Annotated in this window: 16 protein-coding genes; 11 read left to right on the forward strand and 5 right to left on the reverse strand. The window is 56.1% G+C overall.

Features of this window, described 5'->3' with window-relative positions:
- Position 1: 1 nt before the first annotated feature.
- The 4 genes from aroQ to acuI all read right to left on the reverse strand — a co-directional run bounded on the left by aroQ (position 2) and on the right by acuI (position 3,337).
- On the reverse strand, positions 2-454 hold the full coding sequence (aroQ, locus tag V6944_RS08345; protein WP_035891225.1) for a type II 3-dehydroquinate dehydratase: 453 nt from the start codon (positions 452-454) through the stop codon (positions 2-4).
- A gap of 234 nt (positions 455-688) precedes the next feature.
- Positions 689-1,288 carry a protein-methionine-sulfoxide reductase heme-binding subunit MsrQ gene (gene msrQ, locus V6944_RS08350; RefSeq protein ID WP_333498630.1) on the reverse strand — a complete coding sequence of 200 codons (600 nt, stop codon included), beginning with the start codon at positions 1,286-1,288 and terminating at the stop codon, positions 689-691.
- A complete protein-coding gene (gene msrP, locus V6944_RS08355) occupies positions 1,288-2,286 on the reverse strand; it encodes a protein-methionine-sulfoxide reductase catalytic subunit MsrP (RefSeq protein ID WP_333498631.1) in 999 nt (332 codons plus the stop codon). Before msrP ends, msrQ begins: the two co-directional genes overlap by 1 nt.
- 76 nt (positions 2,287-2,362) lie before the next feature.
- On the reverse strand, positions 2,363-3,337 hold the full coding sequence (acuI, locus tag V6944_RS08360; RefSeq protein ID WP_333498632.1) for an acrylyl-CoA reductase (NADPH): 975 nt from the start codon (positions 3,335-3,337) through the stop codon (positions 2,363-2,365).
- 219 nt (positions 3,338-3,556) lie between these two features.
- On the opposite strand from acuI, the gene csrD reads away from it, so the two are divergent.
- From csrD to tldD, 8 genes are all read left to right on the forward strand, one after another.
- On the forward strand, positions 3,557-5,497 hold the full coding sequence (gene csrD, locus V6944_RS08365; RefSeq protein WP_333498633.1) for an RNase E specificity factor CsrD: 1,941 nt from the start codon (positions 3,557-3,559) through the stop codon (positions 5,495-5,497).
- 305 nt (positions 5,498-5,802) lie between these two features.
- Positions 5,803-6,846, forward strand: a complete 1,044-nt coding sequence (mreB, locus tag V6944_RS08370) for a rod shape-determining protein MreB (RefSeq protein ID WP_000913396.1) — start codon at positions 5,803-5,805, stop codon at positions 6,844-6,846.
- Positions 6,847-6,914: 68 nt separating this feature from the next.
- A complete protein-coding gene (mreC, locus tag V6944_RS08375) occupies positions 6,915-7,922 on the forward strand; it encodes a rod shape-determining protein MreC (protein WP_163446532.1) in 1,008 nt (335 codons plus the stop codon).
- Positions 7,922-8,410 carry a rod shape-determining protein MreD gene (gene mreD / locus V6944_RS08380; protein ID WP_185669794.1) on the forward strand — a complete coding sequence of 163 codons (489 nt, stop codon included), beginning with the start codon at positions 7,922-7,924 and terminating at the stop codon, positions 8,408-8,410. Before mreC ends, mreD begins: the two co-directional genes overlap by 1 nt.
- A gap of 7 nt (positions 8,411-8,417) precedes the next feature.
- Positions 8,418-9,011: a Maf family protein gene (locus V6944_RS08385; protein WP_333498634.1), complete on the forward strand. Its 594-nt coding sequence runs from the start codon at positions 8,418-8,420 to the stop codon at positions 9,009-9,011.
- Positions 9,001-10,470, forward strand: coding sequence for a ribonuclease G (rng, locus tag V6944_RS08390; protein WP_064541745.1), 1,470 nt, complete (start codon positions 9,001-9,003; stop codon positions 10,468-10,470). The genes V6944_RS08385 and rng overlap by 11 nt, the downstream gene beginning before the upstream one ends.
- A gap of 33 nt (positions 10,471-10,503) precedes the next feature.
- Complete coding sequence (gene yhdP / locus V6944_RS08395; protein ID WP_333498635.1) at positions 10,504-14,310, forward strand: AsmA2 domain-containing protein YhdP; 3,807 nt, start codon at positions 10,504-10,506, stop codon at positions 14,308-14,310.
- 101 nt (positions 14,311-14,411) lie between these two features.
- Positions 14,412-15,857, forward strand: a complete 1,446-nt coding sequence (gene tldD, locus V6944_RS08400; RefSeq protein WP_333498636.1) for a metalloprotease TldD — start codon at positions 14,412-14,414, stop codon at positions 15,855-15,857.
- Between the two features lie 58 nt (positions 15,858-15,915).
- Here tldD and aaeR read toward each other — a convergent pair whose 3' ends face one another.
- Positions 15,916-16,842, reverse strand: a complete 927-nt coding sequence (gene aaeR, locus V6944_RS08405) for an HTH-type transcriptional activator AaeR (protein WP_333498637.1) — start codon at positions 16,840-16,842, stop codon at positions 15,916-15,918.
- 129 nt (positions 16,843-16,971) lie between these two features.
- On the opposite strand from aaeR, the gene aaeX reads away from it, so the two are divergent.
- The 3 genes from aaeX to aaeB are packed head-to-tail and all read left to right on the forward strand — an operon-like array spanning position 16,972 to position 20,088.
- Positions 16,972-17,175 carry a p-hydroxybenzoic acid efflux pump operon protein AaeX gene (gene aaeX, locus V6944_RS08410; protein WP_035891204.1) on the forward strand — a complete coding sequence of 68 codons (204 nt, stop codon included), beginning with the start codon at positions 16,972-16,974 and terminating at the stop codon, positions 17,173-17,175.
- A 7-nt stretch (positions 17,176-17,182) separates the two neighbouring features.
- Positions 17,183-18,115 carry a p-hydroxybenzoic acid efflux pump subunit AaeA gene (gene aaeA, locus V6944_RS08415; protein ID WP_333498638.1) on the forward strand — a complete coding sequence of 311 codons (933 nt, stop codon included), beginning with the start codon at positions 17,183-17,185 and terminating at the stop codon, positions 18,113-18,115.
- A 5-nt stretch (positions 18,116-18,120) separates the two neighbouring features.
- The gene (gene aaeB, locus V6944_RS08420) at positions 18,121-20,088 is read left to right on the forward strand and encodes a p-hydroxybenzoic acid efflux pump subunit AaeB (protein ID WP_333498639.1); all 1,968 of its coding nucleotides are present in this window, start codon (positions 18,121-18,123) and stop codon (positions 20,086-20,088) included.
- Positions 20,089-20,095 lie beyond the last annotated feature (7 nt).

A 20,095-nucleotide genomic window follows, 5' to 3' on the forward strand; every position in this document is an offset into this window, starting at 1 on the left:
TTTAGTTTGATTGTGACAGGCGTTTTACCGCCGTCTGTAAAGCGTATGAATAGCCGTCAGCGCCGAGTCCGCAGATAACGCCAGAAGCGATATCAGACAGATACGAATGATGGCGGAATGGTTCGCGCGCATGAACGTTGCTCAGGTGGATCTCGATAAACGGGATGCTCACCGCCAGCAACGCATCGCGAAGGGCAACGCTCGTGTGCGTGAACGCGGCCGGATTAATCAGGATATAGTCAATATTGTCTTTAGCCTGATGAATACGGTCGATGAGGACGTACTCGGCGTTGGACTGCAGGCTGTCGAGCGTGACGTTCAGGGTTTCAGCTTCCGCGGTTAAGCGGCTTACGATCTGGGAAAGCGTCAGCGTGCCGTACTTCTCTGGCTCACGGGTGCCTAACATATTCAGGTTCGGACCGTTCAAAAGCAAAATGCGAAACTTGTCAGTCATTGTGCTGCTATCTCCTGCAATTCTCGGGTAAAAAACAAAATATACCTTCGATGCGCGATTGTCACCTTTTCAGGGGGGTAAAAACCCTGTCAGGAAAACCAAGGTCGCACATTATAACTATTTCGTAGCATTTGGCAGCTAAATACTGGTCTTATCAGGGAAGATTATCAACTGCTATCGTGTAAAGAACGTCTGACTATAAGAGAATTGCGGTAAACCGCACATATCACGAAACTAGCGCCACCACTGGCGAAACTTCTTATAACGGCAGGCTAAAAGCACGATCGCGATGGCCGCGTAGATAACCGGTTGTGGTGAGATAATCTTTACCGACCAGAGGAAATGTATCGGCGCGAGGATCGCCACAAGATAGACGAAGTTATGCAAAAGCTGCCAGCGTCGGCCTAATTTTCGCTGCATCGCTTGGGTAGATGTCACCGTCAGGGCCAATAAAATCAGCCAGCAGGCAAATCCCAGCAGAAGATAGGGGCGAGTAACAATTTCCTGACCTAATAGCGACAGATTGTGAATACCCAGTTCCAGAACGCTGTAGCTGGTGAGGTGGATTGTTGCCCAGGCAAAGCACCATAATCCCAGCAGGCGGCGGGTGCGAATCAGCAACGGTTGTTTAGCGTAGCGCGCCAGCGGGGCGACCAACAAGGTCGCCAGCAGCAATTTCAGAGTCATCCTACCGGTAAAATGTTGAATGTCCTTTACCGGGTCGGCGCTTAGCTGTCCCTGAGAGACGGCCCAGAACAGCCAGACAAACGGTAAAAATGCCGCAAGATGCAGGAAAACCTTCAGCCAGGTGACTTGTGTCGCCGTTAAACGCATTAAAAATTCTCCCGTAAATTCATCCCACGATAGAGCGAAGCCACCTCATCGGCATAGCCGTTAAACAGTAGCGTCGGTTGACGCTGCACGTCGAGAATGCCGCCGGAACCGATAAAACGCTCTGTTGCCTGTGACCAGCGAGGGTGATCAACGTGCGGGTTCACGTTGGCAAAGAAGCCGTATTCGTCCGGTGCTGCGAGATTCCAGGTGGAATCTGGGCGTTCGCGGGTCAGCATAATGCTGACAATCGACTTAATTCCCTTAAAGCCGTACTTCCACGGCACGGTCAGACGAATCGGCGCACCGTTTTGCGGCGGCAGCGCTTTGCCATAAACGCCGACGGTCAAAAGCGTCAGCGGGTTCATGGCTTCATCCAGACGCAATCCTTCTATATAAGGATAGGCAAGGCCGCCGCCGATAAATCGGTCCTTCTGTCCAGGCATGTTTTCTGGGGAGTAGAGCGTTTTAAAGGCCACGTACTTCGCGTTGCTGGTGGGTTCGACGGCGGCGAGCAGCTTATGCAGCGGGAAACCAATCCACGGTACCACCATTGACCAGGCTTCCACGCAGCGCATGCGGTAGATACGTTGTTCCAGCGGGAAGCGTTTGGTTAAATCGTCATGATCGAGCGTCAGCGGTTTTGCCACCTCGCCGCCAATGGTTAGCTTCCACGGATTTACGGGCAGGCTTCCGGCGTTCGCGGCAGGGTCGGCTTTATCGAGGCCGAACTCATAGAAGTTGTTGTAGCCGGTGACTTTATTTTCTGGCGTCAGCGTCAGTTTATTCTGCCATTCGTCGGGCTTGCTGAAGGTCAATGGCTGCCCGGAAGGCGCCGGTGGGCGATCGTTTCCTTTAAACCAGTCCGTCAGGCTAGAGGCGTGCAGTGGAAGTGAGGCAGCAGCGGTGCTGATACCAAGCATCTTCAGCACCTGGCGGCGCTGGAGCATAAAAACAGACTCGGCGGTGACGTCTGCTTCAGTTAATTTACGGGCTTTCATGACTTCCTCCGGCAGGCTTTTGCTAAGCATGGCGGAGGAGTCAAATTAACGCGAGCGCGCCTTGAAAAATAAGTGCTTAGTCAATTTTGACCAGGGTGCGGCCCTGGATCTGATTGCAGATGATTTTATCCGCAAATTCAGGTGCTTGAGCAAGGCTAATCTCTGTTGCACTCTGCGCGAAGAAGGATTCAGGCAAATCGGTAACCAGACGTTTCCAGGCTTCGGCGCGACGTGCTGCCGGGGTCATCACCGAATCCACCCCCTGCAGGCGTACATTACGCAGGATGAACGGCATCACGGTGGTTGGCAGCGCAAAACCGCCGGCCAGGCCGCAGGCCGCCACGCAACCGCCGTAGTTCATCTGCGCCAGCACTTTGGCCAGCACTTTCTCGCCCACGGTATCGACCGCACCAGCCCAGATCTGTTTTTCCAGCGGACGGGTTTCTGCGAACTCATCGCGACCCAGAATACGGTTTGCCCCCAGCGCGCGAAGGTAGCTATGGGTGCTTTCGCGACCGGACACCGCCGCCACCTGATAACCCAGCTTATGCAGCAAGGCGATAGCGGTACTGCCCACGCCGCCGCTAGCGCCGGTCACCACGATTTCACCGTCTTCAGGACGTACGCCTGCATCTTCCAGCGCCATTACACACAGCATCGCGGTGAAGCCTGCGGTGCCGATGATCATAGCTTTACGACCATCAAGGCCTGCCGGCAGCGGAACCAGCCAGTCGCCGTTGACGCGTGCGCGCTCGGACAGACCGCCCCAATGATTTTCGCCCACGCCCCAGCCGGTCAGCAGCACCTGCTGGCCTGGGGTAAAGCGCGCGTCATCGCTGGTATGAACTGTACCGGCGAAGTCGATGCCCGGCACCATTGGGAAGTTACGGATGATTTTCCCTTTCCCGGTGATGGCGAGCGCGTCTTTATAGTTCAGGCTGGACCACTGGATATCGACGGTAACGTTACCCTGCGGCAGCAGGCTGTCGTCGACGGCCTTCACTGCGGCGATAGTTTTGCCATCCTGCTGTTCTAAGATGAGTGCCTGCATAACCCTTCCTTACATGGACTGATAGTGAAAAAAGTTACCGGGGACTATACTCGTTTATCATTATTTGTTGGCGATTTGGCGCAATAAATTGCCAGATCCTCCAGGTTTGGTAGTATGCCGCCCTGGTTTGATATGTTAGTGCTTACTTCTAATAGTAATGCACGGACGCAGGCGCCCGACACTTATCGGGGACGATTAACCAACGGAGTTAACACAGGGATGCGATTAACGACGAAGTTCTCAGCCTTTTTTACGCTCTTAACCGGGCTCACCATCTTTGTGACGTTAATCGGCTCCTCGCTGAGTTTTTATAACGGCATACAGTACAAGATAGCCAATCGCGTGCAGGCCGTGGCGACCGTGCTGGATAACCGCCTGGTCAATACGCCGTTCGACAAGCTCGACCATCAGCTTGATGAGATCATGGTGCCGCTCGATATCGTGCGCATCGATTTCACGCTCAACGGCAAAGCGCTGTTCCACCATAGTCGTACCAGCAGCTATCAGCCCGCTGGCAGCCACTATCAATTCCGCGAAATGGAAGTCCCGTCGCTTAAGCATCCCGGCATGAAGATTCATCTGGTCTATCAGGATCCGATGGCCAACTACTTTCGCTCGTTGATGACCACCGCGCCGCTGACCATCACCATTGCCTTTATGGTACTGGTGGTATTTATCGCCGTGCGCTGGCTACGGCGACAATTGGCCGGGGAGGAACTGCTGGAGTTGCGCTCTATTCGCATTCTAAACGGCGAGCGTGGGCCGAAAGCCAAAGGTAATATTCATGAATGGCCTGCCCGCACCAGCTCTGCGCTGGATATGCTGCTTTCGGAAATTCAGTTTGCCGGCGAGCAGCGCAGCCGTCTGGATACGCTGATCCGCTCCTATGCGGCCCAGGATTCGAAAACCGGCCTCAGCAACCGTCTGTTCTTTGATAACCAGCTGGCGACGCTGCTCGACGACCAGGAAAACGTTGGCTCCCACGGTATCGTGATGATGATCCGTCTGCCGGACTTCGACTTCCTGCGTGAAAATTGGGGCCGCGCGGCAGCAGAAGAGCATGTCTTTACCCTTATCAACCTGCTCTCTACCTTTATTATGCGCTACCCCGGCGCGCTGCTGGCCCGCTATCGCCGCAGCGACTTTACCGTTCTGCTGCCGCACCGTACGTTAAAAGAAGCTGACAGCATCGCCGGGCAACTGCTCAAAGCCATTGATGGACTGCCGTTGGCGAAAATCCTCGATCGCGATGACATGATGCACATTGGCATTTGTGCCTGGCGTAGCGGGCAGACCACCGAACAGGTGATGGAACACGCGGAAGCCGCCGTGCGTAATGCGGTGCTGCAGGGCAGCAACAGCTGGGCGATTTATGATGATTCGTTGCCGGAGAAAGGGCGCGGCAACGTCCGCTGGCGCACCCTGATTGAGCAGATGCTCAGCCGTGGCGGCCCGCGCCTGTATCAAAAACCGGCGGTCAACCTCGATGGTAGCGTTCACCACCGCGAACTGATGTGCCGTATCTTTGACGGTAAAGAAGAGGTGATTGCCGCAGAATACCTGCCGATGGTACTGGAGTTTGGCCTCGGCGAAGAGTACGACCGCCAGCAGATTACCCGCCTGATCCCGTTCCTCGGTTTCTGGCCGGAGGAAAACCTGGCCATTCAGGTAACGGTTGAGTCGCTGATTCGCCCGCGTTTCCAGCGCTGGCTGCGCGATACCTTGATGCAGTGTGAAAAATCGCAGCGCCGACGGATTATTTTTGAACTTGCAGAGGTAGATGTCTGTCAACATATGACGCGTTTACAGCCAGTCGTCCGTTTAATCCATGCATTAGGCGTTCGGGTCGCGGTAACGCAGGCAGGTTTAGCCTTAGTCAGCACCACCTGGATTAAGCAGCTCGACGTTGAGCTGATTAAGATAGATCCGGTGCTGGTGCGAAATATTGAAAAGCGCAGTCAAAACCAGCTGTTGGTACAAAGTCTGGTAGAGGCCTGTAAAGGTACGTCGATACAGGTTTTCGCGGCGGGCGTGCGCAGTCGAGGCGAATGGCAGGAGCTGACCAAATGCGGAGTTTTCGGCGGTCAGGGCGATTTTTTTGCCGCTTCCCAGCCACTTGACTCAAATGTGAAAAAATATTCGCAAAGATATTCGGTTTGACCTGCTGTTTAACGTGTTTATCACGTAGAATAACGCGCGCGGTTTTTTCCGGGAGTGTGCATGTCTGCTCGCTGGGAAAAAAGACGCATCATGCATGTGGCGACCTTTGACAGGTACAAATCCAGGATGGAGCGGCAGTGAGTCTCCCTGCACTGAAGGACTCAGGCTGGATTTGTAACAGAGGTAACGAACTGCACTAATTTTCACCGTTGCAGATGATTTTTGCGCCTTGTCGCTGCTGCGTGTGGTTGGTAAAGTAAGCGGATTTTATTCTTCCGCCCCAGCTTTCAGGATTATCCCTTAGTATGTTGAAAAAATTTCGTGGCATGTTTTCCAATGACCTGTCCATTGACCTGGGTACCGCGAATACCCTGATTTATGTAAAAGGACAAGGCATCGTATTGAATGAGCCTTCCGTGGTCGCCATTCGTCAGGATCGTGCCGGTTCACCGAAAAGCGTGGCTGCCGTAGGTCATGACGCAAAACAGATGCTGGGCCGTACGCCGGGTAACATCGCGGCTATTCGTCCGATGAAAGACGGCGTTATCGCTGACTTCTTCGTGACCGAAAAAATGCTCCAGCACTTCATCAAACAGGTTCACAGCAACAGCTTTATGCGCCCAAGCCCGCGTGTACTGGTCTGTGTACCGGTTGGCGCAACCCAGGTTGAACGCCGTGCGATTCGTGAATCTGCTCAAGGCGCTGGCGCTCGTGAAGTGTTCCTGATTGAAGAACCGATGGCTGCAGCAATTGGTGCAGGCCTGCCGGTTTCTGAAGCAACCGGCTCCATGGTTGTGGATATCGGTGGTGGTACCACTGAAGTGGCCGTTATCTCCCTGAACGGCGTGGTTTACTCCTCCTCTGTGCGTATCGGTGGCGACCGCTTCGACGAAGCGATCATCAACTACGTTCGTCGTAACTACGGCTCTCTGATTGGTGAAGCAACCGCAGAACGTATCAAGCATGAAATCGGCTCCGCTTACCCGGGTGACGAAGTGCGTGAAATCGAAGTGCGTGGCCGTAACCTGGCAGAAGGCGTTCCGCGTGGCTTCACGCTAAACTCCAACGAGATTCTCGAAGCGCTGCAGGAGCCGCTGACCGGCATCGTGAGCGCAGTAATGGTTGCACTGGAACAGTGCCCACCAGAGCTGGCTTCTGACATCTCCGAGCGCGGTATGGTTCTGACCGGTGGTGGCGCGCTGCTGCGCAACCTTGACCGCCTGTTAATGGAAGAGACCGGTATTCCAGTTGTCGTTGCTGAAGATCCGCTGACCTGCGTAGCGCGTGGCGGCGGCAAGGCGCTGGAAATGATCGATATGCACGGCGGCGACTTGTTTAGCGAAGAGTAGTCAGCATGAGGTTCAGGGTAGCCAGAAGGCTACCCTCAATTTCACTGACACGAGAATACGCATAGCCTATGAAGCCCATTTTTAGCCGTGGCCCGTCGCTGCAGATTCGCCTTATTCTGGCGGTGCTGGTGGCGCTGGGTGTCATTATCGCCGACAGCCGCCTCGGTATGTTCAGTCAAATCCGAACGTACATGGATACTGCCGTCAGTCCTTTCTACTTTGTTTCTAATGGTCCTCGTGAACTGCTCGATAGCGTCTCGCAAACGCTGGCTTCACGCGATCAGCTCGAACTCGAAAACCGTGCACTGCGTCAGGAACTGCTGCTGAAAAACAGCGACCTGCTGATGCTTGGTCAGTACAAGCAAGAAAATGCCCGTTTACGTGAACTGTTAGGTTCACCGCTGCGCCAGGACGAACAGAAAATGGTGACGCAGGTGATCTCAACGGTTAACGATCCCTACAGCGACCAGGTGGTTATCGACAAAGGCAGCGTGAACGGCGTTTACGAAGGCCAGCCGGTGATCAGCGATAAAGGCGTTGTGGGTCAGGTTGTGGCTGTCGCGAAGCTCACCAGCCGCGTGCTGCTGATTTGTGATGCCACCCACGCGCTGCCGATTCAGGTTCTGCGTAACGATATTCGCGTGATTGCCGCCGGTAACGGCTGCACGGACGATCTACAGCTGGAGCATCTGCCGGCCAATACCGACATTCGTGTGGGTGATGTGCTGGTAACATCCGGCCTGGGCGGGCGTTTCCCGGAAGGCTATCCGGTTGGCGTCGTCTCGTCTGTTAAGCTGGATACGCAGCGCGCGTACACGGTGATTCAGGCTCGTCCAACGGCGGGTCTGCAGCGTTTACGCTATCTGCTGCTGCTGTGGGGCGCGGATCGAAACGGGACCAACCCGATGACACCGGAAGAGGTGCATCGCGTCGCCAACGAACGTCTGATGCAGATGATGCCTCAGGTGCTGCCGTCTCCTGAAACCATGGGGCCGCAGCTTCCCGCTCCGGCAACCGGGTTAACCACGCCGCCTGCGGGTACGCCGCCACCGCAACCCTCCGCAGGGGGGCAATAGTGGCAAGTTACCGTAGCCAGGGACGCTGGGTAATCTGGCTCTCGTTTCTTATCGCACTGCTGCTACAGGTTATGCCCTGGCCGGACGACCTGATCGTTTTCCGGCCAAACTGGGTACTGCTCATCCTGCTTTACTGGTCACTGGCGCTGCCGCATCGCGTGAATGTTGGCACGGGCCTCGTGATGGGTGCCATACTGGATCTCATCAGTGGTTCAACGCTTGGCGTGCGTGCGCTGTCGTTGAGCATCGTGGCGTATCTGGTGGCGCTGAAGTATCAGCTGTTCCGCAACCTGGCGCTCTGGCAACAGGCGCTGGTGGTTATGCTGCTCTCGCTCGCGACGGATATTATTGTTTTCTGGGCAGAGTTTTTAGTGATCAACGTCTCTTTCCGACCTGAAGTGTTCTGGAGTAGTGTAGTAAACGGCGTGCTCTGGCCGTGGATATTTCTTCTGATGCGGAAAGTTCGCCAGCAATTTGCCGTTCAATAAGGTCGTTATGGTATCTCTCTATCTTGCTTCAGGTTCCCCGCGTCGTCAGGAACTTCTCACTCAGCTAGGCATGACGTTTGAGAAAGTGGTTCCCGGCATTGAAGAGCAGCGTCGCCCACAAGAGCCGGCGCAGCAGTACGTGGCGCGCCTGGCGCGAGAGAAAGCGCAGGCAGGCGTTGCGTTAACTCGCCTCGACCTTCCTGTTCTCGGGGCTGATACGATTGTTGTCCTCAACGGTGAAGTGCTGGAGAAACCGCGCGATACGGCTCATGCGGCAGCGATGCTGCGTAAGCTATCAGGAAAAACCCATCAGGTGATGACCGCCGTTGCGCTGGCTGATAGCCAGCACACGCTCGACTGTCTGGTGATGACTGACGTGACCTTCCGGACGCTGTCCGAGGAAGACATTGCAGACTATGTTGCGAGCGGCGAACCTTTAGATAAAGCAGGTGCATACGGTATTCAAGGGCTGGGTGGCTGTTTCGTCAGGAAGATAAATGGCAGCTATCACGCCGTAGTCGGCTTACCGCTGGTGGAAACGTATGAGTTGCTGAGTAACTTTAACTCGCTACGTGAAAAAAGGGATACACATGACGGCTGAACTATTAGTGAACGTGACGCCATCGGAGACGCGAGTGGCGTATATCGATGGCGGCATTTTACAGGAAATTCATATTGAGCGTGAAGCGCGACGCGGGATAGTAGGCAATATCTACAAAGGTCGTGTTAGTCGTGTCTTACCGGGTATGCAGGCGGCTTTTGTAGATATTGGTCTCGATAAGGCGGCGTTCCTTCACGCCTCCGATATCATGCCGCATACCGAATGCGTGGCGGGTGAAGAGCAAAAGCAGTTCACCGTCCGCGATATTTCTGAACTGGTGCGTCAGGGCCAGGACCTGATGGTTCAGGTGGTGAAAGATCCCCTGGGAACCAAAGGCGCGCGTCTGACCACCGACATCACCCTACCTTCCCGCTATCTGGTCTTTATGCCCGGCGCCTCGCACGTCGGCGTGTCGCAGCGTATTGAAAGTGAAGCCGAGCGTGACCGCTTAAAGAAAGTGGTTGCGGATTATTGCGATGAGCAGGGCGGCTTTATCATTCGTACCGCTGCAGAAGGGGTGTGTGAAGAGGATTTAGCCTCTGACGCCGCCTACCTTAAGCGCGTCTGGACCAAGGTCATGGAGCGTAAGAAGCGCCCACAGACTCGCTACCAGATGTACGGTGAACTGGCGCTGGCGCAGCGTGTGCTCCGCGACTTTGCTGACGCCCAGCTGGATAAAATTCGCGTTGATTCCCGTTTGACCTACGAAGCGTTAATGGAATTCACGGCTGAATATATGCCTGAAATGACCAGTAAGCTTGAGCACTACAGCGGTCGCCAGCCTATCTTTGATCTCTTCGACGTTGAGAATGAAATCCAGCGTGCGCTGGAGCGTAAGGTTGAACTCAAATCAGGTGGCTATCTGGTTATTGATCAGACCGAAGCGATGACCACCGTTGACATCAATACCGGGGCCTTTGTCGGCCACCGTAATCTTGATGACACGATTTTCAACACCAACATCGAAGCCACCCAGGCGATTGCGCGTCAGCTGCGCCTGCGTAACCTCGGCGGCATTATCATCATCGACTTTATCGATATGAATAATGAAGACCATCGTCGCCGGGTGCTGCACTCGCTGGAACAAGCGCTGAGTAAAGACCGCGTCAAAACCAGCGTTAACGGGTTCTCGCCGCTGGGACTGGTAGAAATGACCCGTAAGCGCACGCGTGAAAGTGTTGAACACGTGCTGTGCACCGAATGCCCGACCTGTCATGGCCGCGGTACGGTGAAAACCGTTGAAACGGTGTGTTATGAAATTATGCGTGAAATCGTCCGCGTGCATCACGCTTATGATTCCGATCGCTTCCTGGTGTACGCTTCTCCTTCCGTGGCCGAAACGCTGAAGGGTGAAGAGTCCCACGCGCTGGCGGAAGTGGAAATTTTTGTCGGTAAGCAGGTTAAAGTCCAGATTGAACCGCTCTATAACCCGGAGCAGTTTGATGTGGTTATGATGTAATTACGCAGCCTGCTGCGACCCAAGGAGAGATGCGTGAGGCGATTGCCGGGGATTTTACTGCTCACCGTAGCAACACTGATTATCGTTGTCGCGCTGCTGGTGAGTGGCCTGCGTCTCGCTTTGCCACATCTGGATAAATGGCGCCCCGAGCTGCTGACCAAAATTGAAGCGGTGACCGGGCTGCCGGTTTCCGCCTCCCAGCTGCACGCCAGTTGGCAAAACTTTGGCCCGACGCTGGATGTGCGCGATATTCATGTCGCCATGCAGGACGGTGGCACGCTGGACATCAAACGCGCTTCTATGGCGCTGGATGTCTGGCAAAGCCTGATGCATATGCGCTGGCAGTTTCGCGAGCTGACCTTCTGGCAGCTGCAAATCCATACCAACACGCCGCTGCAAAGTAACGATGGTGGTGATAGCCTCAAGGGCGATCGCCTCGGCGATCTGTTCCTGCGCCAGTTTGACCACTTCATCCTTCGCGACAGCCACTTAAGCTTCCTGACCCTCTCCGGGCAGCGCGCCGAGCTGGCCATTCCCCAGCTGACCTGGGTGAACGATGACAACCGCCACCGTGCCGAAGGGGAGCTGAGCCTCTCCAGCCTTACCGGGCAGCACGGGGTGATGAAAGTTCGTATGGATCTGCGCGATGAAAACGGCCTGCTGAACAAAGGACGCTTATGGCTCCAGACCGACGATATCGACGTGAAGCCGTGGCTCGGCCAGTGGATGCAGGACAACATTGCGCTGACCAGCGCCCGCTTCAGCCTTGAAGGCTGGGCGTCGCTGGATAAAGGCGAAATCGCCAGCGGCGACGTTCTGCTTAAGCAGGGCGGTGCCAGCTGGCAGGGTGACCAGCAGGAACATCATCTGGCGGTAGATAATCTCACCGCGCACCTGTCGCGTGAGAAAGAGGGCTGGGAAGTTCGCATCCCTGATACCCGTATTACCATCGACGATACGCCGTGGCCACGCGGTGCGCTGGCGCTGGCGTGGATCCCGGCGCAAGAGGTGGGCGGCCCGAATCATCAGCGTAGCGACGAACTGCGCATTCGCGCCAGCCATCTTTCACCCGCCGGGCTGAACGGCCTGCTGCCGATTGCTGAAAAGCTCTCACCTGAGGTTGCCGATATCTGGCGCACCGCCCAGCCTGCGGGCATGGTCGATACGCTGGCAATTGATATTCCGCTACAGGACACCGGCAAAACGCGCTTTAACGCGAGCTGGAATAACCTCGGCTGGAAGCAATGGAAGCTGCTGCCCGGCGCCGAGAACATCTCTGGATATATTACCGGCAGCGTAGAGCATGGTTCGCTGCATGTGGCGATGAAAGACGCGAAGATGCCGTACGAGCACGTCTTCCGCGCGCCGCTGGAGATTGCCAAAGGCGCCGCGACCCTTAACTGGGTCAATGACGATAGAGGATTCATGCTCGATGGGCGTGATATTGACGTGACGGCGACGGGCGTTCGCGCCGCCGGTGGTTTCCGCTATCTGCAGCCGAAGGACGATCAGCCGTGGCTGGGCATTCTGGCCGGTATCAGCACCGACGACGGCGGGCAGGCCTGGCGCTACTTCCCTGAAAACCTGATGGGGACGAAGCTGGTTGACTACCTGAGCGGTGCCATCAAAGCCGGTAAGGCAGAGAACGCCACGCTGGTTTACGGCGGCAACCCGCATCTGTTCCCGTACGAGCATAACGAAGGTCAGTTCCAGGTCTATGTGCCGCTGCACGATGCGACCTTCGCCTTCCAGCCGGACTGGCCTGCGCTGACCAATCTGAATATCGAGCTTAACTTTATCAATGCTGGTCTGTGGATGAAGGCGGATAAAGCGGCGCTCGGCGGCGTGACTGCCAGCAATCTTGACGCGGCGATTCCGGACTACGCCAAAGAGAAGCTGCTGATTGATGCTGATATCAACGGCCCAGGCAAAGCCGTCGGCCCGTATTTCCAGCAGACGCCGCTCGACAAATCTCTCGGCGCGACCCTGGAAGAACTCCAGCTTGATGGCGATGTGAGCGCCCGCTTACGTCTTGATATCCCGCTGGACGGCGAGCTGGTAAAAGCGACCGGTAATGTCGCGCTGAACAACAACAGCCTGTTTATCAAACCGCTCGGCAGCACGCTGCATAACCTCAAAGGCCGCTTTAGCTTTGATAACGGCAACCTGACGAGTGAGCCGCTAACCGCTACCTGGTTCAATCAGCCGCTGAACGTCGATTTCACCACCAAAGAGGGCGAGAAATCCTATCAGGTGGGCGTCAACATGCAGGCGGACTGGCAGCCGGCGAAAACAGGCGTGCTGCCAAAACAGCTTAATGATGCGCTTAAAGGCAGCGTGCCGTGGAAAGGTAACGTCGCCATCGAACTGCCGTATCACGGCAGTGCAACCTACAAGGTGGGCATTACCAGCGATCTGCAAAATGTGAGCAGTAGCTTACCGTCCCCGGCGGATAAGGCGGCGGGGAAATCGCTGCCCGTGAAGCTCAATGTCGACGGTAACCTGCATAGTTTTGACCTGACCGGTAACATGGGCCCGGATAACCATCTCAACAGCCGCTGGTTGCTGGGGAAAAAGCTGACGCTGGAGAGCGCCATCTGGGCCTCTGACAGCCGGACGATTCCGCCGCTGCCACAAACGCCGGGCGTTGAATTAAATATGCCGCCGATGGACGGTGCGCAGTGGCTGGCGCTGTTCCAGCACGGCGCGGCTGATGGCGTAAGCTCCGCCGCCGCGTTCCCGGAGAACATCACGTTGCGCACCCCGTCGCTGACCTTTGCGGGCCAGCAGTGGAATAATCTGAGCGTGGTGTCCCAGCCGACGGTAGACGGTACCCGCGTGGAAGCGCAGGGGCGTGAAATTAACGCCAGCCTGACGATGAAAAATCACGCGCCGTGGCAGGCTGCCGTGCGCTATCTCTACTATAACCCGTCGGCGAATCCGCTGGCGCAGGCCGCCTCTAGCGACACGCTCAGTACTACCGCAACCAGCAGCGATATTGATTTTCGCGGCTGGCCTGACCTACAGTTGCGCTGCGCTGAATGCTGGCTGTGGGGGCAGAAGTATGGTCGCATTGATGGTGACTTCAACATCAAGGGCGACACCTTAACTCTTGCCAACGGGCTGGTGGACACTGGCTTTGGCCGCTTGACCGCCGATGGCGTTTGGGTGAACTCGCCATCCGGGCAGCGTACGTCGTTGAAAGGCAAAATTCACGGCAACAAGATTGATGAGGCCACGGCTTTCTTCGGGGTTTCGACGCCGATTCGCGATTCTTCCGTTGATGTAGACTACGATTTACATTGGCGCGATAAACCGTGGCAGCCGGACGTCGCTTCGCTTAACGGGATCCTGAAATCACACGTTAGCAAAGGGCAGTTTACCGATCTCTCGACTGGACATGCCGGACAGCTGCTGCGTCTGCTGAGCGTCGATGCGCTGCTGCGTAAACTGCGTTTTGACTTTAGCGACACCTTCAGCGAAGGCTTCTACTTTGACTCCATCCGCAGCACCGCGTGGATCAAAGACGGCGTACTGAACACGGATGATACGTTGGTGGACGGCCTGGAGGCGGATATCGCCATGAAAGGGTCGGTTAACCTGGTGCGCCGCGAGCTGGATATGGAAGCCATCGTTGCGCCGGAAATTTCGGCGACGGTCAGCGTGGCGACGGCGTTCGCGGTGAACCCGATTATCGGCGCAGCGGTGTTTGCCGCGACCAAAGTATTGGGGCCGCTGTGGAACAAAGTGTCGATACTGCGCTATCGCATCACCGGCCCGATTGATAAGCCACAGATTAACGAAGTGCTGCGCCAGGCGCGCAGCGGCAAAAAGCCATGATTTGACGCAAGCCTTGAATTGCCTCAATCTCATAAGACAAACACCCGGAATACCGGCCCGAAATGCGTGAGGCGCGCGGGCCATTAACGAGTAGCGAAATAATGAGTCTAAACCTGGTAAGTGAACAATTGCTGGCAGCGAACGGCCTGAATCATCAGGATCTGTTCGCCATTCTTGGTCAACTCACGGAGCGCCGTCTGGACTATGGCGATCTCTATTTTCAGTCCAGCTACCACGAATCCTGGGTTTTAGAAGATCGCATCATTAAAGATGGTTCTTACAATATCGACCATGGCGTTGGGGTGCGTGCAGTGAGCGGTGAGAAAACCGGTTTCGCTTACGCCGACCAGATTAGCCTGCTGGCGCTGGAACAGAGTGCGCAGGCGGCACGCACCATCGTGCGCGATGCGGGCAATGGTAAAGTGCAGACGCTGGGTGCGGTAGAACACCCGGCGCTTTATACCTCGCTGGATCCGCTGCAAAGCATGACCCGCGAAGAGAAGCTGGATATTCTGCGCCGTGTTGACAGCGTCGCGCGTGCGGCGGACCACCGCGTGCAGGAAGTGACGGCGAGCCTGACCGGCGTCTATGAACTGATTCTGGTTGCTGCGACCGACGGTACGCTGGCCGCCGACGTGCGCCCGCTGGTACGCCTGTCGGTTAGCGTGCAGGTGGAAGACGACGGTAAACGCGAGCGTGGCGCCAGCGGTGGCGGCGGTCGTTTTGGCTATGACTACTTCCTTGCCGACCTCGACGGTGAAGTGCGCGCCGATGCCTGGGCGAAAGAAGCGGTGCGCATGGCGCTGGTGAATCTCTCTGCGGTGGCTGCACCTGCGGGCACGCTGCCGGTTGTGCTGGGCGCGGGCTGGCCGGGCGTACTGCTGCACGAAGCGGTCGGTCACGGTCTTGAAGGTGACTTCAACCGTCGCGGCACCTCAGTCTTCAGCGGCCAGATGGGCCAGCTGGTGGCTTCTGAACTCTGTACTATCGTTGATGATGGCACGATGTCCGATCGTCGCGGCTCCGTGGCGATCGACGATGAAGGGACACCGGGCCAGTACAACGTGCTGATCGAAAACGGGATCCTCAAAGGTTATATGCAGGACAAGCTTAATGCTCGTCTGATGGGCGTTGCGCCTACCGGTAACGGCCGCCGCGAATCCTACGCGCACCTGCCGATGCCGCGTATGACCAACACCTACATGCTGGCCGGGAAATCCACGCCGCAGGAGATCATTGAATCCGTCGAGTACGGCCTCTACGCGCCAAACTTTGGCGGCGGCCAGGTGGATATCACTTCCGGCAAGTTTGTCTTCTCCACCTCGGAAGCCTATCTGATTGAAAACGGTAAGGTGACCAAACCGGTGAAAGGGGCGACGCTTATCGGTTCCGGTATCGAAACTATGCAGCAGGTTTCCATGGTCGGTAACGATCTGAAGCTGGATAACGGTGTAGGCGTCTGTGGCAAAGAAGGCCAGAGCCTGCCGGTTGGCGTCGGCCAGCCAACCCTGAAAGTGGACAATTTAACGGTGGGCGGCACTGCCTGACCTGAAAAAAATGCACCTCATTTTGAGGTGCATTGATGTTTGCTTATCCGGCCTACGGCTATTCCTTCCTTCTTCCCCGCATTTCCTGGAATAACCTCGCCACTTCGACAAAATAGTCGGTCAGATAGTTAATACAGACCTGCACCTTCAGCGGCAGCTTGTCCTTTTCGGTATACAGCGCGTACACCGGACGAGGATCGGACTGATAGCGCGGGAATAAGATCTCCAGCTCACCGCTGTTGATCTCATTGATCACCCACATCAGCGGCACGTAGGCAATGCCCGCACCGGCCACCAACCAACGAGAGATGGCCATCGGATCGTTAGTCACGAATCGGCCTTCCGGCAGCAGCTTTGTCGACAGCCCTTCGGGGGCAATCAGCTCAAATTCGTTATCGGGACGTACGCTATATTCCAGCCACGAATGGTTGCTCAGGTCCGCCGGCTTTTCGGGCACGCCATACTGCGCGAGGTATTTCTTCGATGCGCAGACGACCATCGGCATGCTGCCAAGGCGTTGGGAGAAGAGGCTGGAGTCCTGCAGCGCGCCCACGCGGATCACCACGTCCAGCCCATCGGCAATCAGGTCCGGCGCCGGAATTCCCGTCACCAGATTCACCGTTAATCCTGGATACTCTTTCAGCATCTCCGCCGTCATGGCAGCGAGGACATTTTGTGCCATAGTTGAAGAACAACCAATGCGCAGCGTCCCAATTGGCGTGTTGTTAAAGGCGTAAAGCTGCTCGTGCACATCCTGAACTTCTAACAGCATGCGTCGGCAGCCCTGGTAGTAAATTTTACCGGCTTCGGTTAAGCCAATGCTGCGAGTACTCCGGTTAAGCAGTTTGACCTGCAGCTCATCTTCCAGTTTAGAGACAGTCTGGCTGATGGACGAAACGCTCATTTGTAGCTGGCGCGCCGCGGCGGTAAAGGAGCCTTGCTCGACTACTTTGGCAAACACCGACATCCGTTTTAGTCGTTCCATTGTTCACTCTGGCTTAAAAGTGATTTGCATCACACTATGTAGATAAGGCGATAACAGTTACGTTAAAATACTGTTAGCTGAATAATTAAAGTTCCAATCTCACCTGCACGCTAGTCTAGTAAGGTCAACATGAGCCTGTTTCCTGTCATCGTGATTTTCGGTCTCTCATTCCCGCCGATTTTCTTTGAGCTGCTCTTATCGCTCGCCATTTTTTGGTTGGTGCGTCGCGTGCTGACGCCGACCGGGATCTACGACTTTGTCTGGCATCCTGCGTTGTTCAACACCGCACTGTACTGCTGCCTGTTTTATCTAATATCACGTTTGTTCGTCTGAGGTAGATGTGAAAACACTAACAAGAAAAATCTCCCGCACCGCTATTACGGTGATACTGGTCATCCTGGCGTTCATCGCTATTTTCCGCGCCTGGGTCTATTACACCGAATCTCCGTGGACGCGCGATGCGCGTTTTAGCGCGGACGTTGTTGCTATTGCCCCTGACGTTTCCGGCCTGATTACCGACGTTGAGGTCAAGGATAACCAACTGGTTAGCAAAAATCAGGTGCTGTTTATCATTGATCAGCCGCGCTACAAGAAGGCGCTGGAAGAGGCTGACGCAGATGTGGCCTATTATAAAGCGCTGGCCGATGAAAAAAGTCGTGAAGCCGGGCGTCGAAATAAGCTGGGCGTCATCGCGATGTCGCGCGAAGAGATTGACCAATCCAATAACGTTCTACAAACCGTGCTGCACCAGCTTGCTAAAGCGCAGGCGACCCGCGACCTGGCGCGCCTTGACCTTGACCGTACGGTGATCCGTGCCCCGGCAGATGGCTGGGTGACTAACCTTAACGTCTATGCTGGTGAATTTATCACCCGCGGCTCGACGGCGGTGGCGCTGGTTAAACAGCATTCCTTCTACGTGATGGCCTACCTTGAAGAGACCAAGCTCTCAAGCGTGCGTCCGGGCTACCGTGCCGAAATTACCCCGCTGGGCAGCAACCATGTGATTAAAGGCACCGTTGATAGTGTCGCGGCAGGCGTGACGAACGCCAGCAGCAGCGTTGACAGCAAAGGGATGGCGACCATCGACTCCAACCTCGAATGGGTTCGTCTGGCTCAGCGTGTGCCGGTGCGTATTCGTCTGGATGAACAGACAGGCAACCTGTGGCCTGCGGGGACTACCGCCACGGTGGTCATTACTGGCGAGAAAGATCGCGATGCCAGCCGCATGAGCTTCTTCCAGAAGTTAGCGCTGCGTCTGCGTGAGTTCGGTTAATCGCCATGGGCATTTTTAGTATTGCCAACCAGCACATCCGCTTTGCCGTCAAACTGGCGTGCGCGGTGGTGCTGGCGCTGTTCGTCGGCTTTCACTTTCAGCTTGAAACGCCCCGCTGGGCGGTACTGACTGCCGCCATCGTGGCGGCTGGCCCGGCCTTTGCCGCAGGTGGGGAACCCTATGCAGGGGCGATTCGCTATCGCGGGATGCTGCGTATTGTCGGCACCTTTATCGGCTGTATTGCGGCGCTGGTGATTATCATCACCATGATTCGTGCGCCGCTGCTGATGCTGCTGGTCTGCAGTATTTGGGCCGGTTTCTGTACCTGGATTTCGTCGCTGGTGCGCGTGGAGAACTCCTATGCCTGGGGGCTGTCCGGCTACACGGCGCTGATTATCGTCATCACCATTCAGGCCGAACCGCTACTGACGCCGCAGTTTGCCGTTGAACGCTGCAGCGAGATCGTGCTGGGGATTATCTGTGCGATCGTCGCCGATCTCCTGTTTTCGCCGCGATCGATCAAAAAAGAGATCGATAACGAACTCGACGGCATCCTCATCGATCAATATCGCCTGATGCAGCTGTGTATCAAGCACGGTGACAGCGATGAAATGGACAAGGCCTGGCTGGCGCTGCTGCGTCGTACGGCGGCGCTGGAAGGGATGCGCAGCAACCTGAACATGGAGTCCTCACGCTGGGCGTGGGCCAACCGCCGCCTGAAGGCGCTGAACACCGTTTCGCTGACCATGGTGACCCAGGCCTGTGAAACCTTCATCATGCAAAACTCGCGGCCTGAGCTGGTCACTGACGCCTATCGCGAGCTGTTCGAAGCGCCGGTTGAGACGGTGCAGGATGTTCATCGTCAGCTAAAACGGATGCGCCGCGTGCTGGCGTGGACGGGCGAGCACGATACGCCGGTCACTATCTACAGCTGGGTGGGGGCCGCGACGCGTTATCTGCTGCTCAAGCGTGGGGTGATTGGCAATGCCAAAATCAGCGCCCGCGAAGAAGAGATCCTGCAAAGTGAAGTGGTGGTGCGTCCGGAATCCGCCGAGCGTCACCACGCGATGATTAACTTCTGGCGCACCACGCTCTCCTGTGCGCTGGGCATTCTGTTCTGGCTGTGGACCGGCTGGACATCCGGTAGCGGGGCGATGGTGATGATCGCCGTGGTCACCTCGCTGGCGATGCGCCTGCCGAACCCGCGCATGGTGGCGATAGACTTTATCTACGGCACCATCGCGGCGCTGCCGCTGGGGGCGCTCTATTTCCTGATCATCATTCCCGCGACCCAACAGAGCATGCTGCTGCTGTGTATCAGCCTGGCGGTGATGTGCTTCTTTATCGGTATTGAAGTGCAAAAAAGGCGGCTGGGCTCGATGGGGGCGCTGGCCAGTACCATCAACATTCTGGTGCTGGATAACCCGATGACCTTCCACTTCAGCCAGTTCCTTGATAGCGCATTAGGGCAGATTGTCGGCTGCTTCATGGCGTTTATCGTTATTCTGCTGATCCGCGATAACTCCCGCCTGCGTACCGGGCGCGTGCTGCTGAACCAGTTTGTGTTTGCAGCGGTATCGGCGATGACCACCAATATGGCGCGTCGGAAAGAGAACCACCTGCCGGGGCTTTACCAGCAGCTGTTCTTACTGCTGAACAAGTTCCCCGGTGATATCGCCAAATTCCGCCTGGCGCTGACGCTGATTATTGCGCACCAGCGCCTGCGTGATGCGCCAATTCCGGTGAATGACGATCTGTCGGCGTTCCACCATCAACTGCGCCGCACGGCAGACAAGGTGATCTCTGCCAGCAGCGACGACAAGCGCCGCTATTACTTTACGCGCTTGCTGGAAGAGCTGGGGGTTTATCAGGAAAAACTGCGGGTCTGGGAAGCGCCTGAACAGGTGACCCAGCCGGTTGAGCGGCTGGTGTTGATGCTGCATAAATACCAGGGTGCACTCACGAGTAGTTAAGTGTTTT

The sequence above is a fragment of the Kluyvera sp. CHPC 1.2972 genome (assembly GCF_036759925.1).
Taxonomy (GTDB): Bacteria; Pseudomonadota; Gammaproteobacteria; order Enterobacterales; family Enterobacteriaceae; genus Kluyvera.

Bases quoted from the DNA above. Each gene is read 5' to 3' on its own strand.
- aroQ (WP_035891225.1), bottom strand. From the start codon at position 454: ATGACTGACAAGTTTCGCATTTTGCTTTTGAACGGTCCGAACCTGAAT.
- msrQ (WP_333498630.1), bottom strand. From the start codon at position 1,288: ATGCGTTTAACGGCGACACAAGTCACCTGGCTGAAGGTTTTCCTGCAT.
- msrP (WP_333498631.1), bottom strand. From the start codon at position 2,286: ATGAAAGCCCGTAAATTAACTGAAGCAGACGTCACCGCCGAGTCTGTT.
- acuI (WP_333498632.1), bottom strand. From the start codon at position 3,337: ATGCAGGCACTCATCTTAGAACAGCAGGATGGCAAAACTATCGCCGCA.
- csrD (WP_333498633.1), top strand. From the start codon at position 3,557: ATGCGATTAACGACGAAGTTCTCAGCCTTTTTTACGCTCTTAACCGGG.
- mreB (WP_000913396.1), top strand. From the start codon at position 5,803: ATGTTGAAAAAATTTCGTGGCATGTTTTCCAATGACCTGTCCATTGAC.
- mreC (WP_163446532.1), top strand. From the start codon at position 6,915: ATGAAGCCCATTTTTAGCCGTGGCCCGTCGCTGCAGATTCGCCTTATT.
- V6944_RS08385 (WP_333498634.1), top strand. From the start codon at position 8,418: ATGGTATCTCTCTATCTTGCTTCAGGTTCCCCGCGTCGTCAGGAACTT.
- rng (WP_064541745.1), top strand. From the start codon at position 9,001: ATGACGGCTGAACTATTAGTGAACGTGACGCCATCGGAGACGCGAGTG.
- tldD (WP_333498636.1), top strand. From the start codon at position 14,412: ATGAGTCTAAACCTGGTAAGTGAACAATTGCTGGCAGCGAACGGCCTG.
- aaeR (WP_333498637.1), bottom strand. From the start codon at position 16,842: ATGGAACGACTAAAACGGATGTCGGTGTTTGCCAAAGTAGTCGAGCAA.
- aaeX (WP_035891204.1), top strand. From the start codon at position 16,972: ATGAGCCTGTTTCCTGTCATCGTGATTTTCGGTCTCTCATTCCCGCCG.
- aaeB (WP_333498639.1), top strand. From the start codon at position 18,121: ATGGGCATTTTTAGTATTGCCAACCAGCACATCCGCTTTGCCGTCAAA.